This is a genomic window from Modestobacter sp. SSW1-42 (genome assembly GCF_046635825.1).
Lineage (GTDB): Bacteria > Actinomycetota > Actinomycetes > Mycobacteriales > Geodermatophilaceae > Modestobacter.
This window is the reverse complement of record NZ_JBISCA010000003.1, coordinates 505,349-529,002: the sequence shown is the minus strand read 5'-3', so window position 1 is coordinate 529,002 and position 23,654 is coordinate 505,349. Positions and strand designations below refer to the sequence as shown.

General features: G+C 74.9%; 22 protein-coding genes. 12 read left to right on the top strand and 10 right to left on the bottom strand.

Going from position 1 to position 23,654, the window contains the following annotated elements; translation table 11 throughout:
* Positions 1 to 63: 63 nt before the first annotated feature.
* The 4 genes from ACGBYP_RS12830 to ACGBYP_RS12815 form a co-directional block, all read right to left on the bottom strand.
* Positions 64 to 1,635, bottom strand: coding sequence for an AbgT family transporter (locus ACGBYP_RS12830; RefSeq protein ID WP_411584619.1), 1,572 nt, complete (start codon positions 1,633 to 1,635; stop codon positions 64 to 66).
* Between the two features lie 108 nt (positions 1,636 to 1,743).
* Entirely contained in the window at positions 1,744 to 2,769 is a 1,026-nt protein-coding gene (locus ACGBYP_RS12825) for an NAD(P)-dependent alcohol dehydrogenase (RefSeq protein ID WP_411584618.1), read from the bottom strand.
* The gene (locus tag ACGBYP_RS12820; RefSeq protein WP_411584616.1) at positions 2,766 to 3,521 is read right to left on the bottom strand and encodes an iron-sulfur cluster assembly protein; all 756 of its coding nucleotides are present in this window, start codon (positions 3,519 to 3,521) and stop codon (positions 2,766 to 2,768) included. Before ACGBYP_RS12820 ends, ACGBYP_RS12825 begins: the two co-directional genes overlap by 4 nt.
* Positions 3,521 to 4,564, bottom strand: a complete 1,044-nt coding sequence (locus ACGBYP_RS12815; RefSeq protein WP_411584614.1) for an amidohydrolase family protein — start codon at positions 4,562 to 4,564, stop codon at positions 3,521 to 3,523. The genes ACGBYP_RS12820 and ACGBYP_RS12815 overlap by 1 nt, the downstream gene beginning before the upstream one ends.
* A 206-nt stretch (positions 4,565 to 4,770) precedes the next feature.
* On the opposite strand from ACGBYP_RS12815, the gene ACGBYP_RS12810 reads away from it, so the two are divergent.
* On the top strand, positions 4,771 to 6,237 hold the full coding sequence (locus tag ACGBYP_RS12810) for a helix-turn-helix domain-containing protein (protein WP_411584612.1): 1,467 nt from the start codon (positions 4,771 to 4,773) through the stop codon (positions 6,235 to 6,237).
* Positions 6,238 to 6,241: 4 nt separating this feature from the next.
* Here ACGBYP_RS12810 and ACGBYP_RS12805 read toward each other — a convergent pair whose 3' ends face one another.
* A complete protein-coding gene (locus ACGBYP_RS12805; RefSeq protein ID WP_411584610.1) occupies positions 6,242 to 7,573 on the bottom strand; it encodes an amidohydrolase in 1,332 nt (443 codons plus the stop codon).
* A gap of 48 nt (positions 7,574 to 7,621) precedes the next feature.
* Between ACGBYP_RS12805 and mug the strand changes: the two genes are divergently transcribed.
* Both mug and ACGBYP_RS12795 read left to right on the top strand, forming a co-directional pair.
* Positions 7,622 to 8,134, top strand: a complete 513-nt coding sequence (gene mug, locus ACGBYP_RS12800; protein WP_411584608.1) for a G/U mismatch-specific DNA glycosylase — start codon at positions 7,622 to 7,624, stop codon at positions 8,132 to 8,134.
* Positions 8,135 to 8,201: 67 nt separating this feature from the next.
* Positions 8,202 to 9,272: a lysylphosphatidylglycerol synthase transmembrane domain-containing protein gene (locus ACGBYP_RS12795; protein ID WP_411584606.1), complete on the top strand. Its 1,071-nt coding sequence runs from the start codon at positions 8,202 to 8,204 to the stop codon at positions 9,270 to 9,272.
* Positions 9,273 to 9,304: 32 nt separating this feature from the next.
* Here ACGBYP_RS12795 and ACGBYP_RS12790 read toward each other — a convergent pair whose 3' ends face one another.
* Positions 9,305 to 9,697: a GntR family transcriptional regulator gene (locus ACGBYP_RS12790; protein WP_411584604.1), complete on the bottom strand. Its 393-nt coding sequence runs from the start codon at positions 9,695 to 9,697 to the stop codon at positions 9,305 to 9,307.
* A gap of 135 nt (positions 9,698 to 9,832) precedes the next feature.
* Here ACGBYP_RS12790 and ACGBYP_RS12785 point away from each other — a divergent pair, with 135 nt between their 5' ends.
* From ACGBYP_RS12785 to ACGBYP_RS12760, 6 genes are all read left to right on the top strand, one after another.
* On the top strand, positions 9,833 to 11,023 hold the full coding sequence (locus tag ACGBYP_RS12785; RefSeq protein WP_411584602.1) for an ROK family protein: 1,191 nt from the start codon (positions 9,833 to 9,835) through the stop codon (positions 11,021 to 11,023).
* A gap of 182 nt (positions 11,024 to 11,205) precedes the next feature.
* Positions 11,206 to 12,753, top strand: a complete 1,548-nt coding sequence (locus tag ACGBYP_RS12780) for a sugar ABC transporter ATP-binding protein (RefSeq protein ID WP_411584600.1) — start codon at positions 11,206 to 11,208, stop codon at positions 12,751 to 12,753.
* A complete protein-coding gene (locus tag ACGBYP_RS12775; protein ID WP_411584598.1) occupies positions 12,750 to 13,904 on the top strand; it encodes an ABC transporter permease in 1,155 nt (384 codons plus the stop codon). Before ACGBYP_RS12780 ends, ACGBYP_RS12775 begins: the two co-directional genes overlap by 4 nt.
* A gap of 67 nt (positions 13,905 to 13,971) precedes the next feature.
* Entirely contained in the window at positions 13,972 to 15,030 is a 1,059-nt protein-coding gene (locus ACGBYP_RS12770) for a substrate-binding domain-containing protein (RefSeq protein WP_411584597.1), read from the top strand.
* A gap of 64 nt (positions 15,031 to 15,094) precedes the next feature.
* Positions 15,095 to 16,282 (top strand): Gfo/Idh/MocA family protein, encoded by a 1,188-nt coding sequence (locus ACGBYP_RS12765; protein ID WP_411584596.1) that lies wholly within the window; start codon positions 15,095 to 15,097, stop codon positions 16,280 to 16,282.
* The gene (locus tag ACGBYP_RS12760) at positions 16,282 to 17,289 is read left to right on the top strand and encodes a sugar phosphate isomerase/epimerase family protein (RefSeq protein WP_411584594.1); all 1,008 of its coding nucleotides are present in this window, start codon (positions 16,282 to 16,284) and stop codon (positions 17,287 to 17,289) included. The genes ACGBYP_RS12765 and ACGBYP_RS12760 overlap by 1 nt, the downstream gene beginning before the upstream one ends.
* Before the next feature lie 40 nt (positions 17,290 to 17,329).
* Here the strand turns inward: ACGBYP_RS12760 and pnuC are convergent, their stop codons facing one another.
* Both pnuC and ACGBYP_RS12750 read right to left on the bottom strand, forming a co-directional pair.
* The gene (gene pnuC, locus ACGBYP_RS12755; RefSeq protein ID WP_411584592.1) at positions 17,330 to 18,028 is read right to left on the bottom strand and encodes a nicotinamide riboside transporter PnuC; all 699 of its coding nucleotides are present in this window, start codon (positions 18,026 to 18,028) and stop codon (positions 17,330 to 17,332) included.
* A gap of 100 nt (positions 18,029 to 18,128) precedes the next feature.
* Positions 18,129 to 18,287, bottom strand: coding sequence for a hypothetical protein (locus tag ACGBYP_RS12750; RefSeq protein WP_411584590.1), 159 nt, complete (start codon positions 18,285 to 18,287; stop codon positions 18,129 to 18,131).
* A gap of 56 nt (positions 18,288 to 18,343) precedes the next feature.
* Here ACGBYP_RS12750 and ACGBYP_RS12745 point away from each other — a divergent pair, with 56 nt between their 5' ends.
* A complete protein-coding gene (locus tag ACGBYP_RS12745; RefSeq protein WP_411584588.1) occupies positions 18,344 to 19,309 on the top strand; it encodes a threonine/serine dehydratase in 966 nt (321 codons plus the stop codon).
* Between the two features lie 83 nt (positions 19,310 to 19,392).
* Here ACGBYP_RS12745 and ACGBYP_RS12740 read toward each other — a convergent pair whose 3' ends face one another.
* Positions 19,393 to 19,983, bottom strand: coding sequence for a pyridoxamine 5'-phosphate oxidase family protein (locus ACGBYP_RS12740; protein WP_411584586.1), 591 nt, complete (start codon positions 19,981 to 19,983; stop codon positions 19,393 to 19,395).
* Positions 19,980 to 21,323 (bottom strand): FAD-binding oxidoreductase, encoded by a 1,344-nt coding sequence (locus ACGBYP_RS12735; protein ID WP_411584584.1) that lies wholly within the window; start codon positions 21,321 to 21,323, stop codon positions 19,980 to 19,982. Before ACGBYP_RS12735 ends, ACGBYP_RS12740 begins: the two co-directional genes overlap by 4 nt.
* 89 nt (positions 21,324 to 21,412) lie before the next feature.
* Here ACGBYP_RS12735 and ACGBYP_RS12730 point away from each other — a divergent pair, with 89 nt between their 5' ends.
* A complete protein-coding gene (locus ACGBYP_RS12730; protein ID WP_411584582.1) occupies positions 21,413 to 22,378 on the top strand; it encodes a PDR/VanB family oxidoreductase in 966 nt (321 codons plus the stop codon).
* Positions 22,375 to 23,598, top strand: a complete 1,224-nt coding sequence (locus tag ACGBYP_RS12725; protein ID WP_411584580.1) for an amidohydrolase family protein — start codon at positions 22,375 to 22,377, stop codon at positions 23,596 to 23,598. Before ACGBYP_RS12730 ends, ACGBYP_RS12725 begins: the two co-directional genes overlap by 4 nt.
* The last annotated feature ends 56 nt before the right edge of the window (positions 23,599 to 23,654 follow it).

The following is a 23,654-nucleotide window of genomic DNA, read 5'->3' as shown; positions in this document are numbered from 1 at the left end:
CTCTCCTCGTGTCGGTGGTGCCCGGGCCACTCTTCCCGACGCACGTCCCGGGCACACACCGGCTCAGCGGAGCTGGGCGTACTGCCCCGGGCCGAAGGGCAGGCCGAGGAAGAAGAACACCGCCAGCACGGCCGCCCAGGCGAGCCAGAAGAAGACCGTGAACGGCAGGAACCGGGAGATGAGCGTGCCGAAACCGGCCTGCGGCTCGTACCGCCGCAGCATGGCCAGGATGATCACCAGGTAGGGGTTGAGCGGGGTGAGGATCTGGGTGGCCGAGTCACCGATCCGGAACGCCGCCTGGGTGAACCCGGGCTCGTAGCCCAGCAGCGCGAACAGCGGCACGAAGACCGCGCCCATGATCGTCCACATCGACGACCCCGACACGATGAACAGGTTGAGCAGGCTGCACAGCAGCACGAACGCGAGCACCGCGCCGAACCCGGTGAAGCCCAGTGAGGCCAGCGCGTCGGCCCCGGTCACCGCGAGCACGGTGCCGACGCCGGACCAGTTGAACAGCGCGATGAACTGGCCGAGGACGAAGGCCAGCACGATGAAGGAGGCCATGTCCTTGACCGCCTCCGCCATCGCGACCGGCACGTCGGCGGCCTTCCGGAACGCGCCGGTGGCGTAGCCGTAGACGATCCCGGGGACGGCCAGCAGCGCGGAGACGATGAAGACCACGGAGTCCAGCAGCGGTGACTCGGGCAGGTAGCCGCCGGTCTCGTTGCGCAGCGGGGCGCCGGGCAGCACCGTCAGCAGCACGATCGCCGCGGCGGTGACCAGGAAGGCCAGGCCGGCCAGCCGCATGCCCCGGCGGGCCCGGTCGTCGAGGGTCAGGTCCGCGACGTCCTCGACCGCGCCGAGCGAGTCGCCGTCCTCGCTCTCGACCTGCGTGCGCGGCACGCGCAGCCGCTCGAGTCGCGGCTCGAGGACCTTGGTGATCAGCAGGCCGCAGACCACGGTGAGCACCAGCGAGCTGGCGATGTTGAAGAACCAGTTGGACACCGGGGTGACCGGGGTGCCGGGGTCGGGCAGCGAGCCGGTGACCGCGGAGGTGATCCCGGCGAACAGCGCGTCGAGGCTGGTGACCACCAGGGACGTCGAGTAGCCGGCGCCGGCCGCGGCGAACGCGCCGAGCAGCCCGGCCACCGGGTGCCGGCCGGCGGTGGCGAACACCATCGCGGCCAGCGGCGGCAGCACGATCATCACCGAGTCGGCCATGACGCTGCCCACGGTGCCGACCAGCGCGACGGCGTAGGGCAGCGCCCACGACGGCCACCCGGAGAAGCTGCGCTTGATCACCGAGGACAGCAGACCGCTGCGCTGGGCGATGCCGACGGCCAGCAGGATCACCACCACGGTGCCCAGCGGCGGAAAGCCGACGAAGTTGTCGACCAGCGTCGTGGTGAACCAGCGGATGCCCTCGCCGGTGAAGAAGCCGCGGACGACGGTGGGGGAGTCGGCGCCCTCGACCTGGGCCTGGACCCCGCCCAACGCCAGCCCGGTGGAGACCACGGCCAGGACCGTGAACAGCCCCACGAAGAGCACGAAGGGCTCGGGGATCTTGTTGCCGGCCCGCTCGATGCCGCCGAGCAGCCGGTCGGTGCGGGTGGTCGGTGCAGCCGGTGTGCTCATCGCAGCAGCTCCTCGACGTGGCAGGCGCGGTGGGGAGCATCCTGCAACGGATCGGCCCCGGCGGCGCGCCGGCCGGGGCCCCGCCTGCCGGACGGGGCCCCGGTCAGCTCACGGCACGAGGATCGCCCGGCCGCGCACCCGGCCGCCGTCCAGGTCGTCGATCGCGGACTGGAAGTCGTCCAGGGCGTAGCGGGCGGTGTGCAGCCGCACCTTCTGCTGCGCGGCCAGCGCCATCAGCTCGACCAGGTCGTTGTAGCTGCCGACCAGGTTGCCGATGATGTTGATCTCCGCGGAGATCAGGTCGATGGTCGGCACGTCGACGTTCTCGCCGTAGCCGACCACCAGGTAGTCCCCGGCCCGGCGCGTCATCGCCAGCCCCTCCTTGGTCGACCCGCCCTCGCCGACGAAGTCGATGACCACCTCCGCGCCGTGCCCGCCGGTCAGCTCCCGCACCTGCTCGGCGTGGGTGCCGTCGGCGACGACCGCGTGGTCGGCGCCGATCTCCAGGGCCAGCTTCACCGCGTCGGGGTTGCGGTCGATGACGATCAGCTCGGCCGGGGAGAGGGCGTGCATGACCTGGATGCCGATGTGCCCGAGCCCCCCGGCGCCGATCACCACGCACCGGTCACCGGCCCGCAGCCGGCGGGCCGCCTTGGCGGCTGCGTGGTAGGCCGTCAGCCCGGCGTCGGCCAGCGCGGCGACGTCCGCCGGCTCCAGTGACTCGTCGATCTTGACGCAGCTGCGCGCGGAGGTGAGCAGGTACTCGGCGTACCCGCCGTCGGTGTCGATCCCGGGGAACTGCGAGTTCTCGCAGTGCACGTCGTCCCCGGCCCGGCAGGCGCGGCACAGCCCGCAGGTGAGCAGCGGGTGCAGGATCACCTTGTCCCCGGGCGCGACGTTGGTGACCGCCGAGCCCACCGCGTCGACCCAGCCGGCGTTCTCGTGGCCGATCGTGTACGGCAGCGCGACCTGCGACTTCTCTGCCCACTGCCCCTCGAGCACGTGCAGGTCGGTGCGGCACACCCCGGCCCCGCCGATCCGGACGACGACGTCGTGCGGGCCGGTGGGCTCGGGCTTCGGGACGTCGTCCATGCGCAGGGGCTGGTGGTAGCCGGTGACGCGGACGGCTCTCATGACAGGACCTCCAGGGGGAGAAGGGGGCGGTCGACCGAGGGGCGCGGGGTCTGGTCGGCCTCCGCGCCGGGGTAGCGGGTGGTGAGCAGGCCGCGGCAGAAGTGCGCGTTGCCGTCGACGGAGATGCGCACCGAGCGGGCCCGGCGCAGCGTCGCGGTCACCGCGTCCGCCGGTGGCCGGGAGCCGTCGGGGGCCAGCAGCACCGGCGAGCCCGGGTCGACCGGCAGCCCGAGGGCGGCCCGCCGGCTCAGCAGCGCGTCGGTGCTCGGCCCTGCGGGCAGGTCGCCGAGCAGCAGGTCGCCGACCGCGTCCTCGGGACGGGCCGGGTCGGCCCGCAGCCACGCGGTGAGCGCCCGCTCCATCGCCGCGGTGTGCGCCTTGCGCTGGAAGGTGGCCCGCAGCTCGTCGAGGGAGTCCTCCGCCTCGTGCCCGAACGTGCCGCGGTAGCCGGCGTCGGCGGCCAGCCCGGCGTTGATCAGGTCGGAGTCGGAGTGGTCGTCGAGCTCGACCACGACCCGGCCGGCGCCGGGCAGCGCGGCCACCGCGTCCCGGGCGTCGGAGACCATGAGCCAGGCGAAGTTCGGCGCGCAGAACGACGTCGGCAGCCGCAGGTGCACCTCGACGGCGTCCGCGGCGACGGCCACCGAGCGGACGAAGCCCAGGTCGGTGATCGGCTCGTCGAGCTCGGGGTCGACGACGGAGCCGAGGGCGGCCCGGACGTCGTCCTCGGTCAACGTCAGGGTCGCCGTCATCAGGCCATCGCCAGGTCGGCGCTGTCGGGCTGGCGCGGCCCGGTGGCGGTCTCGTCGGCGTCGGGCAGCCGCAGCTCCGCCGGCACCGGGATGTCGTACATCTTGGCCGCGTTGAGGCCGAGCACCTTCTTCTTCTGGACGGTCGTCAGCGGCCCGTACTCGGTCATGTCCGCAGGGATCTGGAAGTCCACGAACGCCTCGACCAGCCACTTGGGCGTCCACAGCGCGTAGTCGCTGGAGAACTGGACCCGGTCCTCGCCGACCCAGTACATGAGCTCGCCCATGATCTGGGCGAAGTAGCGCGGGCGGGTGTGGATGAACGGCATGGCCACGGCCAGGCCGGCGTGGACGTTGGGCTCCTGGGTGGCGATCCAGCAGAAGTCCTCCAGCCGCGGGAGCCCGCAGTGCTCGACGACGAAGTTCAGGTCGGTGAAGTCGGTCGCCACGTGGTCGACGTCAGCGACGTCGAAGGCGTCCCGGTCCAGCGGCCGGATCGTGGGGCCCTTGTGCACGTGGATGTTGGTGATGCCGAGCTCCTGGCACAGCTCGAAGTAGCGGAAGGCCATCGGGTCGGTGAGCTTCCAGCCGCGGGAGTCCCCGTGCCAGTCGGCGGTGTAGAGCTTCACGCCCTTGAGGTGCATCCGCTCGGCGTCGGCGCGCAGCTGGTCCAGGCCGCGCTCGCCGTCCCGCGGGTCGAACCAGTGGTTGTACGTGAGCTGGTCGGGGTGGGCCTGGCTGAGCGCGAACGCCTCCTCGGTCTGCCCGAAGTCGTGCGCGTAGAACTCGGCGAGCCGGGCCGGCTGGAAGATCGCGTGGTCGACGTAGCCGTCGGTGAACAGGTCGCGCATCAGCCGCTCGCCGCCCTGGTAGAGGTACTCCTCGTAGGGCCAGACCTCGGACTCGGGGCTGAGGTTGCGGTGGTAGTCGTAGAAGCAGTCGATGAACTGCTTGCCGTGCACGTTGAGCTGGTTGTCCGGGCGGGCGTCCCACAGCGCGATGTGCGCGTCCACGATGAAGTACTTCTCGCCGTCCTTGGTGTACACGGGTCCTCCTTGACCAGTGCCGGGCTCGTCGAGTGCGAGCTGGGTCACACCGGACGCTAGGGCGGCGACCGCGGCATGCCAGGGGTGGCGGTGTCTCACTTTGAGACACCGCCACCGCCCGCCGGGGCCCGCCGCGCGGCGATGATGGAGCCCGACGGCGGGCCGGGTCCGCCGCGACGCAACGGCGCGTCAGGAGGTGGTCGCAGGTGACCGAGCTGCCGCTGGTCCGGGGGGCGACGGGGGAGCCGGTGCCCTCCGGCGCGCGGCCCCGGGTCCGCGCCTCGTGGGCGCGCAGCCAGCGCTACGGGGTCTCCCCGGAGGAGGTCGAGCCGGTCTTCGCCGGTGCGCTGGAGACCGACTCACTGTTCTACGAGTGCGGCGCCGAGGTGCTCGGCCGGCTGCACGGCACGCTGGCGAACGAGCCCCTGGGGCTGATGATCACCGACGCCGAGGGGCTCGTGCTGGCCCGCTGGTCCGACGACGCCGACATCAACCGCTCGCTGGACCGGGTGCACCTGGCGCCGGGCTTCTACTTCGGCGAGCGCACCGCCGGTACCAACGGGCTGGGGCTCGCGCTGGCCGACCGGGTGCCGGCCCTGGTGCGCGCCGACGAGCACTTCGTCGCCCCGCTGCGCCGTTACACCTGCGCGGCGGTGCCGGTGCTCGACCCACGCTCGGGCGACCTGGTCGGCAGCATCAACATGACCACCTGGTCCGACGCCTCCTCCGACCTGCTGCTCGCCCTGGCCCAGTCCGCGGCCGGCAACACCAGCGCGCTGATGCACGTGCGGGCCGGCGGGCACCCGGCGCGGCCCGCGCCACGGGGCGAGGTCTTCCACGTCTTCGCCGACCGGCTCGCCGCCGCCGGCCCGGACGCCTGCCCGTCCCGCGCCTGGCGCGACACCGTGGCGGCGGCCCGCGCGGCGGTGGCCGCCGGTCACCTCCTGGCCGTGGTGGGCGAGCCCGGCGCGGGCAAGTCCGCGGTGGCCACGCTCGCCCGGCACGGCGGACGGCGGCGCGAGCGGGTGCTGGTCGCCCGCCCGCCCCAGGCCGCCGACGTCGAGGCGTGGCTGGCGCTGTGGGCGCCGGAGCTCACCGCCCGCGACACCTGCGTGGTGGTCTCCGGCGCCGACAGCCTGCCGGCCTGGGCGGCCGACGAGCTGGCCGCGCTCCTGGGCGCCACGGCGTCGGCGCCGCTGCGGCCGATGGTGCTCACCGCACCGTCGGTGGACGCCGTCCCCGCCTCGCTCGCCGCCCTCGTCGGTGCGGTGGTCGAGGTGCCCCCGCTGCGCCACCGCGGGGAGGACGTCGAGCCGCTGGCCCGGTCCTTCGCCCGGGAGCGCCGCCACCGCGACGTCGACTTCACCCCGCGGGCGCTGCGCGCGCTGGCCGCCCACCCGTGGCCGGAGAACGTGCGGGAGCTGCGGGCCGCCGTCCGTGAGGCGGCGGCCCGCACCGACGTCGTCGACGTGCAGCACCTGCCGCCCTCGGTGCTCAGCGCCGGCTCCCGGCCACTGGGGCGGCTCGAGCGGCTGGAGCGCGACGAGATCCTGCGCTGCCTGACCCGCCCGGGCACCACCGCCGTGCAGGCGGCCACCGAGCTGGGGCTCTCCCGGGCGACGCTGTACCGGAAGATCGCCCAGTACGGGCTGCGGGTGCCCGGCCGGGAGTGATCGGTCAGCCCAGGAAGGCGGCCACGTCCAGCACCCCGCCGGCGTCATCGAACTCCGCCCGCGCCGCGGCCAGCACCGCCGGGTCGGCCAGGGCGTCCAGCGCGGTGAGCGCCAGGCCGACCGCGCCGTCGAGCACCGCGGCGTCCCCGGCGGGCGAGGCGGCCGCGGCGGCGAAGTCGGTCGTGTGCATCGACGTCTCCGGCCCGGCGATGGCGATCATCGGGTGGATCGAGGGCACCCGGACGCTGACGTTGCCCAGGTCGGTCGACCCGGCCAGCGACGCCGGCGTGACCCCCGGGGGCAGCGCGGTGCGCCCGCGGCGGGCCTGGTGCGTGGTCCAGCGGGCGGCGAGCTCGAGGTTGGCGCGGATCGGCAGGTAGGCCGGCAGCTGGTCCCACTGCAGCTCGTACCCGCAGCCGGTCATCGCCGCGGCGGCCACCGCGATCGCCTCGACCCGGCGGCAGAGGTCGGCCAGCGTCTCCGGGGTCGCCGAGCGCACGTAGTACAGCGCCTCCGCCGTGGCCGGGACGACGTTGGGCCGCTGCCCGCCGTCGGTGATCACCCCGTGCACCCGGTCGGTGTCCGGGATGTGCTGGCGGAGCATCGCGATGCCGTTGTAGCCGGCGACTACGGCGTCCAGGGCGTTGCGGCCCATGAACGGCTGGGCCGAGGCGTGCGCGGCGATGCCGGTGTAGGTCGCCCGCAGCTGGCGGCGGCCGAGGAAGGGCTGCACGGCCGAGTCGTAGGAGAACGGGTGCAGCATCACCACCGCGTCGACGCCGTCGAAGGCGCCGTCGCGGGCCATCAGCTCCTTGCCGCCGCCGCCCTCCTCGGCCGGGGTGCCCAGCAGCACCGCCGTCCCTCCGACCTCGCCGGAGGCCAGCGCCGCGGCCAGGCCGAGGAACGCGCCGACGGCGGAGGAGCAGATGATGTTGTGCCCGCAGCCGTGCCCGATGCCCGGCAGCGCGTCGTACTCGGCCAGGACGGCGACCGTCGGGCCCGCGCCGGAGCCGACCGTGGCCCGCAGCGCGGTGTCCAGCCCGTGCACGCCGACCTGCGCCTCGATGCCGTGCCGGGCCAGCAGGTCGGCGACCGCGCGGACCGACCGGTGCTCGGCGTAGCCCTCCTCGGGGTGGGCGTGCAGGTCGTGGCTGAGTGCCAGCAGCTCGTCGCGGGCGGCCTCGATCGCCTGCTCGGCGCGGGCCAGCAGCGCCTCGGGCGCCCCGGCGTGCGGCGAGGACAGCGGCGCGGCGGTCGCGGCGGCCCGGTCGGTGGCAGCGCGCAGCTGGTCGAGGAAGTGCGCGTCCGCCGGGGCCGGGGTGCGGGTGTCCGTCATGGGACGTGTCTACCGGTGCCGCCCGGGCCGCGCAGCACACTGGGAGGCGTGACCGGTGCCAAGCCCGTGCCCGACGTGGTCGGCCCGGACCTCGACGTGCTGTTCTGCGGCATCAACCCCTCCCTGCGCTCGGCGGAGACCGGCCACCACTTCGCCCGGCCGGGCAACCGCTTCTGGCCCGCGCTGCACCTGGCCGGGCTCACCCCGCGCCGGCTCACCCCGGACGAGGACGCCGAGCTGGTCACCTTCGGCCTGGGCGTGACCAACCTCGTCTCCCGCCCCACCCGGACGGCGGCCGAGCTGTCCCGCGAGGAGCTCCGGGACGGCGGCGAGGAGCTGGCCGCGCTCGTGCAGCGGTACCGCCCGCGGGTGCTCGCCGTCCTCGGGGTGACCGCCTGGCGCTGGGCGTTCGAGCGGCCCAGGGCGGTGCTGGGACGGCAGCCGGAGCGGATCGGCGGCGTCGACACCTGGGTGGCGCCCAACCCCAGCGGGCTCAACGCGCACCACCAGCTGCCCGACCTGGCCCGGCTGTACGCGGAGCTGCGGCCCGACGGTGCGTGACCGGTGCGACACCGGTTCACCCGTCCGCGCGACGGTCGATCGCGTTCCCGTCGGGGAGGATGAGCGGGTGGAGTCACCCGTGCCGGCGGAGACCACCGGCGCGGTCGACCCCGCCGGGCGGTCCCACGGCCGCCGCCGGTGGCTGCGGCCGGTCCTCACCGTGCTGGTCCTGGCCGCGCTGGTCACCGCGGGCGTGGTCAACCACGAGCGGGTCGCCGGCTGGGTGTCCGAGCTGGTCGGTGTCCGCTGGGACTGGGTGCTGGCCAGCGCCGTGGTGCAGCTGGTGTCCTTCCAGTGCGTGGCCCACCTGCAGCGGCTGCTGCTGCGCGCCGGTGGGGGGAACGGCGACCTGCGGGCGGTGAGCGGCACCAACTACGCGGCCAACGCGATCTCCCTCGGGCTGCCGGTCGCCGGGGCCGCGGCCAGCGCCGCCTACACCTACCGCCGCTGGCACGACCTGGGCAACAGCACCGCGCTGGTCGGCTGGGCGCTGGCGATGACCGGCATCTCCTCGACGGTGACGCTGGCGCTCGTGATCGCCGTGGGCCTGGCGGTGACCGGCTCGACACTGGGCGCGCTGGGGGCGTTCGCGGCCACCGCCGCCGGCGCCGTCCCGGTCCTGGCCGCGGTGCTCGCGATCCGGCACGAGCCCACCCGGGAGCTGGTCGGCCGCGTGCTCGGCCGCGGCGCGCGGGTGCTGGGCCGCTGGGTGCCGGCGCTGCGCGGCACGAACGTGGCCGCCCGGATCATCGACCTGCTCGCCTCGCTGGGCTCCTACCGGCTCAGCACCGGCCGCAGCATCGGTGCGGGCCTGTTCTCCCTGGGCAACTGGGTCCTCGACGCCGGCAGCCTGGCGCTGGCCGTGGTCGCCGTCGGGGCGCCGGTCCCGTGGCAGGGCCTGCTGCTGGCCTGGGCCGCGGGCGCGCTGGCCACCTCGGTGCGGCTCACGCCCGGTGGCATCGGCGTGGTCGAGGCGACGCTCGCGTCGGCGCTCGTGGCCGCCGGGATGCCGGCCAGCCAGGCGGTGCCGGCGGTGGTGGTCTACCGGCTGGTCAGCCTGTGGCTGCCGGCCGCGATGGGCGCGCTGTGCCTGGTCATCAGCCCGCGGCCGGCGGTCGCCGAGCAGCAGCCCGGCTGAGCCGGGTGATCGGCACGCGGGGGGCCGGCCGGTCACCCGGTCGCGGGAGGTCCCCCGAGCGCCGTCTCGACGGCGGCGCGCACCGCCCGGTCGTCGAGGCCGTCGGCGCGGGCCCCGGCGACCAGCCGGTTCGCCGCTGCCTGCAACTGCAGCGTCGCGGCGTCACCGGGGACGCCGGTGACGAGGGTGCCGAGCCGGCCCCGGCCGGCCACCAGCCCGTCGGTCTCCAGCTCGGTGTAGGCGCGGGCGACGGTGCCCGCGGCCACCCCCAGCTCGGTGGCCAGCGCCCGCACGCTGGGCAACCGGTCACCGTGGGCCAGGGCCCCGCGGTGCACCAGTGCGGCCACCTGGGCCCGGATCTGCTCGTACGGCGGGGTGGTGCTCGCCGGGTCGATCCCGACGTCCAGCGCCTGCGGCTGCGTCATGCCGGGCAGCCTGCCCGATCCGGTTCCTCGCCGTCGGCGGTGGTGCCCGGGGTGATCGACCGCACGACGTCCCCGGCGCCGACCGTCCGCTCCACGGACCGCCGCCGGGCTGCCGGTGCGTGCGACCATGGCGGTGTGGCGCACCCCTCTGCCTCCGCGAGCGCGCTGCTGCGGCACGTGCGCACCGGCCGCGCGCGCAGCCGGGCCGAGCTGGTGGCCCTCACCGGCGCCTCGCGCAACACCGTCACCGCCCGGGTCGACCAGCTGATCGCGGCGAACCTGCTCGCCGAGGGCGGGCGCGGCGGGAGCACCGGCGGCCGCCCGCCGACGCTGCTGGAGTTCAACGGCCGGGCCGGGTGCGTGCTCGCCGTCGACCTGGGCGTCACCAGCGTCGACGTCGCCGTCACCGACCTGTCGGCGCAGGTGCTGGCCACCGTGGGCCACCCGATCGACATCGCCGACGGGCCGGTCGCGGTGCTGGCCGAGGTCGACCGGCTGGCCCAGCAGGTGCTCGCCGAGGCCGGCCTGACCCCCGCGGACGTGTGCGCGGTGGGCATCGGCGTGCCCGGGCCGGTGGAGTTCTCGACCGGCCGGCCGGTGCACCCACCGATCATGCCGGGCTGGCACGACTTCCCGATCCCCAGCGCCTTCGCCCGCTACGACTGCCCGGTCTACGCCGACAACGACGTCAACGTCATGGCGCTGGGCGAGATGGGGATCGCCGGGTCCGACGAGGACGTGCTCGTGGTCAAGGTCGGCACCGGCATCGGCTGCGGGATCATCGTCGACGGCCAGGTCTACCGGGGTGCGCAGGGCAGCGCCGGCGACATCGGGCACATCTCGGTGCCGCCGCCGCACGGGCAGCCGGTCGTCTGCCGCTGCGGCAACGAGAACTGCCTGGAGGCCATCGCCGGCGGTGGGGCGCTGCTGCGCGCGGCGACCGCGGCCGGGCTGCCGGTCACCAGCACCCGCGAGCTGCTGGAGCTGGCCCGGCACGGCGACGGCCCGACGCTGGAGCTGGTGCGCGACGCCGGGCGCACCATCGGCACCGTGCTGGCGGCGCTGGTCAACTTCTTCAACCCGCACCGGATCGTGATGACCGGTGGCGTGGCCCAGGCCGGTGCGCCGCTGCTGGCCGGCATCCGCGAGGCGGTCTACGGCCGGTCGCTGCCGCTGGCGGCCCGCGCGCTGGAGATCACGGTGAGCGACGCCCCGGCGCTGTCCGGGCGGCTGGGGGCCGCGCTGATGGCCATCGAGGGCTACCTCGACGAGGACGCCGTCGTGCCGGCCGGCCGCGCCGACGGCCCCGCCGCCGCCGGGCACTGACCGCCCGCTCCCCGCACCGCCCACCCCGCGTCGCGCCCGCTCGGCCGGTGCGGCGGTACCGCGCGCTCGCATCACGATCCGGCAACGCCGCCGAACCTCCTTGACCCGGCTGTGAGCTGGGACATATGGTCCCGCCTGACGCACTTCTGTTCAACGCTGAGCAAAAGTCAGGAGCTGGTCCTGTGGAGACCGCTGTACCGCTGTTGGAGATGCGCGGCATCGTCAAGCAGTTCCCGGGCGTCCGCGCGCTCGACGGCGTGGACCTCGACGTCCGGCCCGGCGAGGTGCACTGCCTGCTCGGCCAGAACGGCGCCGGCAAGTCGACGCTGATCAAGGTGCTGGCCGGGGCCCACCAGCCCGACGAGGGCCAGATCACCTGGGACGGCGCCCCGGTCACCCTGGGCGATCCTCAGGCGGCGATGTCGCTGGGCATCGCGACCATCTACCAGGAGCTGGACCTGGTCGCCGGGCTCACCGTCGCCGACAACGTCTTCCTCGGCCGGGAGCGCTCGCGGCTGGGTCTGACCCGACCGGCCGCGGCCAACCGCGCGGCCGGGGAGCTGCTCGCCCGGCTCGGGCACCCCGAGATCCGGCCCACCGCCGAGGTCGGGTCGCTGTCGGCGGCCTCGCAGCAGATGGTCAGCATGGCGCGGGCGCTGTCCCAGGACGCCCGGCTGATCGTCATGGACGAGCCCTCCGCGGTGCTCGACAGCGAGGAGGTCGACCACCTCTTCCAGGTCATCCGCGACCTCACCGCCGGCGGCGTCGCCGTCGTCTACATCTCCCACCGGCTCGAGGAGATCCGCGAGGTCGGCGACCGGATCACCGTCCTCAAGGACGGCCGCACCGTCGCCACCGGGCTGCCGGCGCGCAGCACCTCCACCCGCGAGGTCATCACGCTGATGACCGGCCGCACCATCGAGTACGTCTTCCCGCCCCGCCGCGCGCTGCCCGACCCGTCGGTGGCACCGCTGCTGGAGGTCGAGGGCCTGGCGCTGGCCGGCAGCTTCGACGACGTCTCCTTCACCGTCCGCCCCGGTGAGGTGCTCGGCCTGGCCGGGCTGGTCGGGTCGGGCCGCTCGGAGATCCTGGAGACCGTCTACGGGGCCCGGCGGGCCACCGCCGGCACGGTCCGGGTGGCCGGGCGCCGGCTGCGGGCCGGGGACGTGTCCGGGGCCGTCGGCGCCGGGGTCGGGCTGGCCCCCGAGGAGCGCAAGAGCCAGGGGCTGCTGCTCGGCGAGCCGATCTACCGCAACATCACGATGTCCTCGCTGGGCCGCTTCGCCCGCGGTGGGTTCCTGTCCGGGAGCGCGGAGAAGCAGGCGGCCCGCGACCAGGCCGAGTCCCTGGACCTGCGCCCGGTCGACGTCAGCCGCGAGGTGCGCACGCTCTCGGGCGGCAACCAGCAGAAGGTCGTGCTGGCCCGGTGGCTGCTGCGCGACTGCAAGGTCCTGCTCCTGGACGAGCCGACCCGCGGTGTCGACGTCGGCGCCCGCTCGGAGATCTACGCGCTGATCCGGGCGCTGGCCGACCGCGGCGTGGCCGTGGTCGTCGTCTCCAGCGAGATCCCGGAGGTCCTGGGGCTGGCCGACCACGTGCTGGTCGTCGCCGACGGCGCGGTCGTGGCCAGCAGCCCGGCCGAGGAGCTCGACGAGCACCGGGTGCTCGACCTCGTCATGCAGGGAGCCGCGCCCACGGCGGGCGCGGTACGAGAAGGGGACGCGGCATGAGCCAGACCACCACCACCAGCAGCAGCAAGGCCGCGGGCGGCGCGACCGGCGGCGCGACCACCGTGCGCCCCGACCGCGGCGGGGGGCCGGGCCTGCTCGCCGGCCCGCTCGGCCGCAACCTGGGCCTGGTCGTCGGCCTCGTCCTGCTCTGCGTCGCCGGGCTGGTCAGCGCCGGCGACCGGTTCGCCGACGTGGACAACGTGGTGACCATCCTGCGGGCGGCCGCGGTCACCGGCGTCGTCAGCGTGGGCATGACGTTCGTGATCATCGGCGGCGGCATCGACCTGTCGGTCGGGGCCATCGTCGCGCTCAGCTCGGTCTGGGCGACCACCCTGGCCACCCAGGCGATCGCCGCCGACGTGCACTGGATCGTCATGGTCGGCACCGCGCTGCTGGTCGGGGCGGTGTGCGGGCTGGTCAACGGCGTCGTCATCGCCTACGGCAAGCTCGTCGCCTTCATCGCCACCCTCGCCATGCTGGCCGCCGCCCGCGGGCTCGCCGAGATCATCGCCAACCGGCGCACCCAGATCGTCCAGGACACCGACTTCATCGGGTTCTTCGGCGGCGACGTGCTCGGCATCCCGACGCTGGTCATCGTGTTCGCGCTGGTCGCCGTCGCCGGCTGGGTGCTGCTCAACCGGACCACCTTCGGCCGGCGCACCTTCGCCGTCGGCGGCAACGCCGAGGCCGCCCGGCTGGCCGGCATCCGGGTGCAGCGGCACACCGTGCTGCTCTACGTGCTCTCCGGTGTCACCTGCGGGATCGCCGCGGTCATGCTCATGGCCCGGACGACGACCGGCAGCTCGACGCACGGCACGCTGCTCGAGCTGGACGCCATCGCCGCGGTGGTCATCGGCGGGACGCTGCTCATCGGTGGCCGCGGCACGATCGTCGGCACCGTCATCGGCGTGCTGATCTTCACCACGCTGAGCAACGTCTTCACCCTCAACGACCTGTCCAGCTCGGCGCAGGCGGTGGCCAAGGGCGTGATCATCGTCGCCGCCGTCCTGCTGCAGCAGCGGGTGGCCGCGGGCACCTCCCGCCAGCGCGGCCTGCGAGGCGGGGGCACCCCGGCGTCCACCGGCACCTCCATCCCGGGCAGCCCGTCGGGCAGCCCCACGCCCGGTGCGGCCGCCGGTCCCACCACCTGACCGTCCCACCACCACCCCCACCGACCACCTGGCCGTTCGGCGCCAGGCGAACTCCCGAGGAGAGACGATGTCTGCAACGAAGCAGCGCCGGTTCCGCCGTTCCATGACCACCGCCGTCTGCGCGGTCGGGGCCGTGGCCCTGGTCAGCGGGTGCACCGGCAACACCCCCGAGCCGCAGGCCGCGGCCGAGTCCGGCGGCGGCCAGGCCGCCAGCGCCAACGACGACCCGGGCGAGACCGTCCGGATCGGGTTCTCCGCGCCGGCCGCCGACCACGGCTGGATGGCCGGCATCACCGAGGCCGCCCGCGCCGAGGACGAGCGGTACGACGACGTCGAGCTGGTCGTCGCCGAGGGCACCAACGACGTGAGCGCCCAGATCAGCCAGGTCGAGACCTTCATCAACGACGGCGTGGACGCGATCGTGCTGCTGCCCTTCGACGGCGCCGCGCTGACCCCGGTCGCGCTCAAGGCCATGGAGGCCGGCATCCCGGTCATCAACGTCGACCGCGAGTTCAGCAGCCCCTTCGCGGCCCGCGCCACCGTGCTGGGCGACAACTACGGCATGGGCGTCTCGGCCGGCACCTACGTCTGCTCGCAGCTGGCCGACAAGCCCGACGCCGTGGTCGCCGAGATCGCCGGCATCGACTCCCTGCCGCTGACCCAGGACCGCAGCCAGGGCTTCGCCGACGCGCTGGCCGACTGTGGCCTGGACGTCGACAACCGGGTCGCCGCGGAGTTCACCGTGGAGTCCGGCGAGGAGGTCGCGGCCAACCTGCTGCAGGCCGCCCCGCAGATCGACGCCATCTGGAACCACGACGACGACCAGGGCGTCGGCGTCCTGGCCGCGATCAACAACGCCGGCCGCAGCGAGTTCTTCATGGTCGGCGGCGCCGGCTCGGCGAACGCCATGCGCAGCATCCAGGCCGACGACTCGGTGCTCAAGGCCACGGTCATCTACCCCTCCACCCAGGCCGCCGACGGCGTGCGCCTGGCCCGGCTGATCGCCCAGGACAAGCGACTGTCGGACCTGGTCGAGGTGGAGATCCCGCGGCAGATCGTGCTCAACGCCCCGGTCGTCACCAAGGACAACGTCGACCAGTACATCGACAGCGCGTTCGAGTCCTGACCGGCCGGCCGGGTACCGCGGGGGGCATCCCGCGGTACTCGGCCCCTCTCCCTGGAGCTCCTCGATGACCTCAGCTTCCCGGCCGCCGCTCCGCGTCGGCATGATCGGCCACGCCTTCATGGGCGTGGCGCACTCCCACGCGTGGCGCACCGCGCCCCGCTTCTTCGACCTCCCGCTCCGCCCCGAGCTCACCGTGCTGGGCGGCCGGAACGCCGACTCCGTCTCCGCCGCCGCCGAGCGGCTGGGCTGGGCCGACACCGAGACCGACTGGCGCCGGCTCGTCGAGCGCGACGACGTCGACCTGGTCGACATCTGCACCCCCGGCGACACCCACGCCGAGATCGCGATCGCCGCGCTGCGGGCCGGCAAGCACGTGCTCTGCGAGAAGCCACTGGCCAACTCGGTCGCCGAGGCCGAGGCGATGACCGCCGCGGCCGCGGAGGCCGCGGCGTCCGGGGTGCTCGCCATGGTCGGGTTCACCTACCGGCGGGTGCCGGCGATCGCGCTGGCCGCGCGGCTCGTCGCCGAGGGCCGGATCGGGCAGGTGCGGCACGTCCGCGCGCAGTACCTGCAGGACTGGATCGCCGACCCGGCCGCCCCGATGTCCTGGCGGCTGGAGAAGGAGCGGGCCGGTTCCGGCGCGCTGGGCGACATCGGCGCGCACATCGTCGACCTGACCCAGTTCATCACCGGTGAGTCGGTCACCGGGGTCAGCGCCGTCCTGGAGACCTTCGTCCGCAAGCGCCCGCTGCCGGCCAGCACCGGTGCCCTCGGCGGCGTCGGCGGGGAGGGCATGGGCGAGGTCACCGTCGACGACGCCGCGGTGTTCCTCGGCCGGCTCTCCGGCGGGGCACTGGCCACCTTCGAGGCCACCCGGTTCGCGCTCGGCCGCAAGAACGCGATCCGGATCGAGGTCAACGGCTCGGCCGGCAGCCTGGCCTTCGACTTCGAGGACATGAACGTCCTGCACCTCTTCGACGGCAGCGAGCCCGCCGAGACCGCGGGTTTCCGGCGGATCGTGGTCACCGAGCCCGAGCACCCCTACGTCGGCGCGTGGTGGCCGGCCGGGCACGGGCTGGGCTACGAGCACGGCTTCACCCACCAGGTCGTGGACCTGGTGACCGCGCTGGCCGCCGGCGAGCAGCCGACGCCGTCCTTCGCCGACGGGCTGGCCGTGCAGCGCGTGCTGGACGCCGTCGAGCGCAGCGCCGCCGACCGCTCCACCTGGACCGACATCACGAGGGAGAACTGATGCCCCGCCCCGTCACCCTGTTCACCGGCCAGTGGGCCGACCTGCCGTTCGAGGAGGTGTGCCGGCTCGCGTCGGGCTGGGGCTACGACGGCCTGGAGATCGCCTGCTGGGGCGACCACCTCGACGTCGTCCGGGCCGCCGAGGACGAGGGGTACGTCAAGGAGCGCCTCGACCTGCTGGAGCGGCACGGCCTGCAGGTGTTCGCCATCTCCAACCACCTCAACGGCCAGGCCGTCTGCGACGACCCGATCGACGAGCGGCACCGCGGCATGGTGCACCCGCGGGTGTGGGGCGACGGCGACCCCGAGGGCGTCCGGCAGCGGGCCGCGGAGGAGATGAAGGCGACGGCCCGCGCCGCCCGCGCGCTGGGCGTCGACGTCGTCGTCGGCTTCACCGGGTCCAAGATCTGGAAGACCGTGGCGATGTTCCCGCCGGTGCCCGAGTCGATGGTCGAGGACGGCTACGCGGACTTCGCGGCCCGCTGGAACCCGGTCCTGGACGTCTTCGACGAGGTCGGGGTCAAGTTCGCCCACGAGGTGCACCCGTCGGAGATCGCCTACGACTACTGGACGACGGTGCGCACGCTGGAGGCCATCGGCCACCGGGAGGCCTTCGGGCTCAACTGGGACCCCAGTCACTTCGTGTGGCAGGACCTCGACCCGGTCGGGTTCCTCTGGGACTTCAAGGACCGGATCTACCACGTCGACTGCAAGGACGCGAAGAAGCAGGTCGGCAACGGGCGCAACGGCCGGATGGGCTCGCACCTGCCCTGGGCCGACCCGCGGCGCGGCTGGGACTTCGTCTCCACCGGGCACGGCGACGTCCCGTGGGAGGCCTGCTTCCGGATGCTCAACACCATCGGCTACGCCGGGCCGATCTCGGTGGAGTGGGAGGACGCCGGGATGGACCGGCTCGTGGGGGCGCCCGAGGCGCTGGAGTTCGTGCGCCGGCTGGCGTTCGACCCGCCGGCGGCGTCCTTCGACTCGGCCTTCGCCAGCGGCAACTGACGGCCGGTGGCCGGGCGGGTGCCCCCCGCCCGGCCACCGGTCAGCCGATCGCCTCCAGCTGGGGGTCGGTGGCCGGCTGCGGGGCGCGCCGCAGCTGCAGCCAGGCGCGGAAGCCCACCACGCAGAAGGCGCCGTAGACGACGTAGAGCAGCGCCGAGGGGTAGTAGCCGGCGCGCAGCAGCAGCGGCACGCCGACGACGTCGACGGCCACCCAGACCAGCCAGAACTCCACGTACCCGCGGGCCATGCCGTAGGTGGCGAGCATGCTGCCCACGAAGATCCAGGCGTCGGCGAGCGGGCCGAAGCTGCCCAGCAGGGTCAGCGCCCACCAGGCCACCGCGACCCCGGCGGCGGTGGCGGCCAGCAGGGTCAGCCGCTCCCGGCCGGTCGCCCAGCGCGGCTCGACCGCGGGGGCGCCGGAACCGGCGGCGCGGTTGGCGTGCCAGCGCCACCAGCCGTAGGCGCTGACGGCGAAGAACAGCACCTGCCGGCCGGCCTGGCCGTAGAGGTCGGTGTCCTGCGGGGTGGCGAACACCCCGCCGAGGAAGACGGTGAACAGCAGCACGTTGGCGGCCATGCCGACCGGCCAGGCCGCCGTCCGCCGGTTCATCCCCAGCACCGCGCTGGCCAGCCCGATCCCGTTGCCGATGATCTCCCGCCACAGGATGTCGGCACCCAGGACGTGCACGTGTGCGTCGAGCAGCCAGCCCATCGTCAGTTCCTCCGCTGTCCCCGGCACGGCCGGACCGGACGGGCACGCCGGTCGCGTGGCCCGTCCGGCCCGGTGAGCGCACGGGGCGGTCAGGATCTTCCCGGGGTGGGCTCGGGTGGCGTGGTGCTCAGGTGGCGTGACCGTCCTCCATGTCGGCCTCGAGGTCGGCCTCGGCGTCTGCCTCGGGGTCGTCGACGGCGTCGGGGGAGCGGTCGCTGAACGGGGAGCCGCCGAGCTCGGGGTCGTCCTCGTAGGGGCCGTCTGCGGGGTTCTTGGCGTCGTACATGGTGGCCGCTGTGCCCAGGAGGTGGTGCGTCCACGCACCTGGCTAGCCTCGCCGGCGTGACAACCGAGGACACGACCCTGCCCGCACCGGTCACCCGGGACGAGGTCGAGGCGGCCGCCGTCCGGCTCGGCGGGCGGGTGCGGCGCACCCCCACGGTCGGCTGGGAGGTGCCGCTGGCCGGGGGCCGGTTCCCGGTGGTGCTCAAGCTCGAGCAGCTGCAGCACACCGGGTCGTTCAAGGCCCGTGGCGCGCTCAACCGGCTGCTCGCCGCCCCGGAGCTGCCCGACCTGGTGGTCACCGCCTCGGGCGGCAACCACGGCCTGGCGGTGGCCCACGCCGCCCGTGAGCTCGGCGTCCCGGCCGAGGTCTACGTGCCCGAGACCGCTCCGCCGGTGAAGATCGCCGGCATCCGCCAGCGCGGCGCCACCGTCGTCCTGGCCGGCTCCTCCTACGCCGAGGCGGCCGCGGCCAGCGGCGCCCGCGCCGCGTCCCCGGGCGCGCTGTACGTGCACGCCTACGACGACCGGGACGTCGTCGCCGGCCAGGGCACCGTCGGCCGCGAGCTGGCCGCGCAGGCGCCGGAGCTCGACACCGTGCTGGTGGCCACCGGCGGCGGCGGGCTGATCGGCGGCATCGCCGCGCACTACGCCGGCACGGTGCGGGTGGTCTCGGTCGAGACGCACGGGACGGCGACCCTGTCGGCCGCGCTGGTCGCCGGCCACCCGGTGGACGTCGAGGTCGCGGGGCTGGCGTCCGACGCGCTCGGTGCCCGGCGGATCGGCGGCCACGGTCTCGCCACCGCGCGGGCCACCGGCGTCGAGGCGGTGCTCGTGGACACCGACGCCGTCCGGGCCGCCCGGCACCTGCTGTGGCAGGACCTGCACGTCGCCGCGGAGCCCGGTGGGGCGACGGCGCTGGCGGCGCTGCTGTCGGGGGCCTACGTGCCGGCGGCGGGGGAGCGGGTCGGGGTCGTGGTCTGCGGCGCCAACGCCGACCCGGCCGACCTGGGCACCGGCGTCTGACCCGTCCCCGCCACCGGAACGGCCATGTGGGTGGCGGGGAGGAGGAGCCTGACCGGGACCTCCGCCCCGGTGGGGGACCCGGGTCAGCCGGCGCGGTACCGCCAGGTCCAGCCGTCGGGGGTGCGGGTGTACTGCACCCGCCGGCTGGCCGCCTCGGGGTGCGCCGCCCAGAACGTGAGCTCCCGCGGCTGCACCCGGTAGCCGACCCACGAGTCGGCCTGGCCCTCCGGGGTGCCGGCTCCCCAGCGGCGCAGCCGCCCGGCCAGGTCGAGCCCGGCCAGCTCGTCGGTGTTGTGCCAGGCCAGCTGCCGCAGGTACGCCGACCGGGCCGCCCACGCCGCCGACGACTGCTCGGGGCCGTCGGGGACGACGTCCCCGCGCACCACCAGCTGCCGGGTCCAGTCCGGCCACAGCACCGTCAGCGTCGCCCGGGGCACGGCGGCCAGCTCGGCGACCTTGCGGCTGGTCGCCGAAGTGTGGAAGGCGAACCCGGTCTGGTCGAACGCCGACAGCAGCACGGTGCGGGCGTCGGGGTAGCCGTCGGTGCCGACCGTCGACAGGGTGACCCGCGGCCGGTCGGGGTCGGCGTCGTCGGGCAGCCAGGCGCGGGCCAGCTCGAGCGGGTCGGCGGGCGGGCCGGCGTCGTCGTGCACGCCCCAGCCGGGAGCGGTCACCGGATGGCGCCCTTGGTGGGGCCGTCGTAGTCGGCGTTGAGCTTGCCGGGGTTGAGCAGGCCGTGCGGGTCGGTGGTCGCGGCGGTCTCCAGGGTGCGGCCGAGCTGGAAGTCGACGTTCCACTGGTGCGGGTCGTGCACCCCCACCCCGATCGCGTTCAACGCCGCGATGCCGGCGTAGACCTGCTCGGGGCTGCGGTAGACCCCGGCCAGCATCCCGATCGGCACGGTGTGGCCGGCCTCGATGTGCAGCAGCCCGCCCTCGTAGACCGCGTGCACCTCGTCGATCCGCTCGACCAGTGCGTCGCCGGACACCTCCACGTGGAAGTACACGCCGGGGGCGCTCTTCTGCAGCCACTCGATCGGGTGGTTGTAGCTCAGCACGCTCAGCGCCAGCGGCACCTGCGGGCCCTCGCGCACGTCCTCGACCCGGCCGCCGGCGCCCTCGACCAGCCCCCGGACGGCCTCGACGGTCGAGGCGTCGGCGATCACCCGCAGGCTGGCCCGGCCCGCCGGCAGCGCCGGGTCCTCGGGCAGGGTCGCGGTGATCTCCGGGGTGTCGGCCGACACCAGCCGGGGGAGCGGCTGCAGCCTGCCGATCTCGCGCAGCACCGACAGCGCGCCGGTGAAGTCGGGGAAGCTGGCCCAGACCCCGCGCCAGTCCTGCAGCGGCTCCAGCCGCACGGTGGCCCGGGCGATGACCCCGGCGGTGCCGTAGTTGTGCACGAAGCGGGCCGCCTCCTCGCCCTCGACGTGCACCAGGTCGGGTGACCCGGTGGCGTGGACGACGTCCAGGGCCAGCACGAAGCCGGCGTCGTTGCTGCCGTGCGCGATCGTGCCGGTGCCCCCGGACCCGCCGGCCAGGAACCCGCCGATCGAGGACTGCGCGGTCGAGGGGTACATCCACAGCTGCTGGCCGGTCGCGGCGGCCGCGCGCTCCAGGGCGACCATCGGCGTCCCGGCCTCGGCGGTCACGAAGCCCTCGCCGACCTCGACCACCGCGCGCGCACGCGACGTGTCGAGCACCAGCCCGCCGGACATCGGGATGGCCTGGCCGTAGTTGCCGGTGCCCTTGCCGCGCGGGGTGACCGGCACGCCGTGCCGGACAGCGGCCGCGACGACCGCGCCGATCTGCTCCGCGGTGGTCGGGTACGCGACCAGGTCGGCCAGCCCCAGCGGCAGCTGCTCGCTGATGATCGGGCTCATCCACGCCCCGTCGACCGAGGCCCGTTCCCGCGCGCGCAGCTCGGTCGAGACGTTGCGCTCGCCCAGCAGGACGGCGAGCTCGGCGGCGAGCTCGGCGACGGTGGCGGCACTGGGCGGGGAGACGGAGAGGGTCACGATGCGTTGGTAACCGCGGCCGGTTACGTCCGTGTGACCTCTCTGCGTCGCTCGTTCGCAGCGCCGATCGGCAGGTCAGGATCGCTGCCGTGAGCTTCTTCTCCGACGTCGAACGCGACCTCGTCGTCGCCGCCCGGACCCCGCTGGCCGACGGCGTGGTCGCCCTGGACCTGGTCTCCCACAACGGCCGCGACCTGCCCGCCTGGACCCCCGGCTCGCACGTCGACGTGCTGCTGGCCCCCGGCGTCGAGCGGCAGTACTCGCTGTGCGGCGACCTCGACGACCGCTCCCGCTGGCGGGTCGCGGTGCTGCGCGAGGACGCCGGCCGCGGTGGTTCGGTGCGGCTGCACGACACCGTCGAGCCCGGCCAGCGGCTACGGGTGCGCGGGCCGCGCAACCACTTCGCCTTCGAGGTCACCCCCGGCACCCGGTACCGCTTCGTCGCCGGCGGCATCGGCATCACCGCGCTGCGGGCGATGGTCGCCACCGCCGAGGCCGCCGGCGCGGAGTGGACGCTGGACTACGCCGGCCGCTCCCGAGCCACCATGGCCTTCGTCGCCGAGCTGACCGCCGCGCACCCCGGCCGGGTCACCGTGCACGCCGCCGACGAGGGTGCCCGGCTCGACGTCCGTGCGCTGCTGGCGCAGCCGCGCACCGACACCGCCGTCTACGTCTGCGGGCCGACCCGGCTCATCGACGCCGTCGAGGAGACCCTGGCCGGCTGGCCGCCCACGGCGCTGCACGCCGAGCGGTTCGAGGCCCGGGAGTTCGGCGAGCCGGTGTGGCCCGACCCGTTCGAGGTGGAACTCGCGCTCTCGGGTGCGACGGTGACGGTCGAGCCGGGGCAGTCGGTGCTCGACGCCGTGGCCGCCGAGGGCGTCGTCGTCCTGTCCTCCTGCCGGGTCGGCACCTGCGGCACCTGCGAGACGCCGGTGCTGGAGGGCGCGGTCGAGCACCGCGACTCGGTGCTCACCCCCGCCGAGCAGGCCGAGGACGTGGTGATGATGGTCTGCGTCTCCCGCGCCGCCGGCCCGCGCCTGGTGCTCGACCTGTGAGCCTCCTGCTGCAGGGGGCGACCGACCTCGACGGCGTCCGGTCCGACGTGCGCATCGCCGGAGGACTCGTGGTCGCCGTCGCCCCGCTGCTGCCGCCGCAGCCGGACGACGAGGTGGTCGACCTCGCCGGGCACTGGCTGCTGCCCGCGCCGGCCGAGCCGCATGCCCACCTGGACAAGGCGCTGACCAGCCACCGGGTGCCCAACCCCACCGGTGACCTGGCCGGGGCGATCACCGCGATCCGCGCCATCGCCGCCGACTTCACCCACGAGGACCTGGTCGAGCGGGCCACCCGGGCGGCGTACGAGTACCTGGCCAACGGCACCACCGCGATCCGCACCCACGCCGACGTCGGGGCGCACGCCGGCACCCGGCACCTGCGCGCGCTGGTCCAGGTCCGCGACGCGCTCGCCGGGCTGGTGGAGATCCAGGTGGTGGCGCTGCTGAGCGCGCCGTGGACGGAGCTGGAGGCGGCCGCCACCCCGCGGCTGCTGGCCGAGGCGATCGCCGCCGGCGCCGACGTCGTGGGCGGTGTGCCGCACCTGTGGGGCGACCGGGCCGCGGGGCTGACCACCTCCTTCGACGCCGCGGCCGCCGCCGGGCTGCCGCTGGACCTGCACACCGACGAGACGCTCGACCCCACCGCCCAGGGGCTGCGCGACCTGGCCCGCCGGGTCACCGCCACCGGCTTCGACCTCGGCGTGACCGCCGGGCACTGCGTCAGCCTGGGCGTGCACCCGCTGGAGGTGGCGCGGGCGACCGCCGCGGAGGTCGCCCGGGCCGGGGTCGGGGTGATCGCGCTGCCCCAGACCAACCTCTACCTGCAGGGCCGCGACGCCGCCGTCGCCCCGCCGCGCGGGCTGACCGCGGTGCGCACCCTGCTCGACGCGGGGGCCACCGTCGGCGCCGGTGGCGACAACCTGCGCGACCCGTTCAACCCGATGGGCCGGGCCGACGCCTGCGAGGCCGCCTCGCTGCTGGTCACTGCCGGGCACCTGTCCACCCGGGAGGCCTGGCACGCGGTGAGCGCCGGCGCTCGGGCGTGCCTCGGCCTGCCGGTGCCGGCCGTCGCCGTGGGCTCGGTGGCGGAGTTCCTGGCGATCGGAGCGGAGAGCCTGGACGCCGCCGTGGCCGGCGCCGGCACCTCGCGGGTGGTCGTGTCCCGGGGGCGGGTGGTGGCACGCAGTGCGGTCTCGCGGACGCTCGTGGCACGGGCGTGACGAACTCGTGATGGCCGGTGCGCGGCGTTCACCGTCGGCACACGCAACCGAAACAA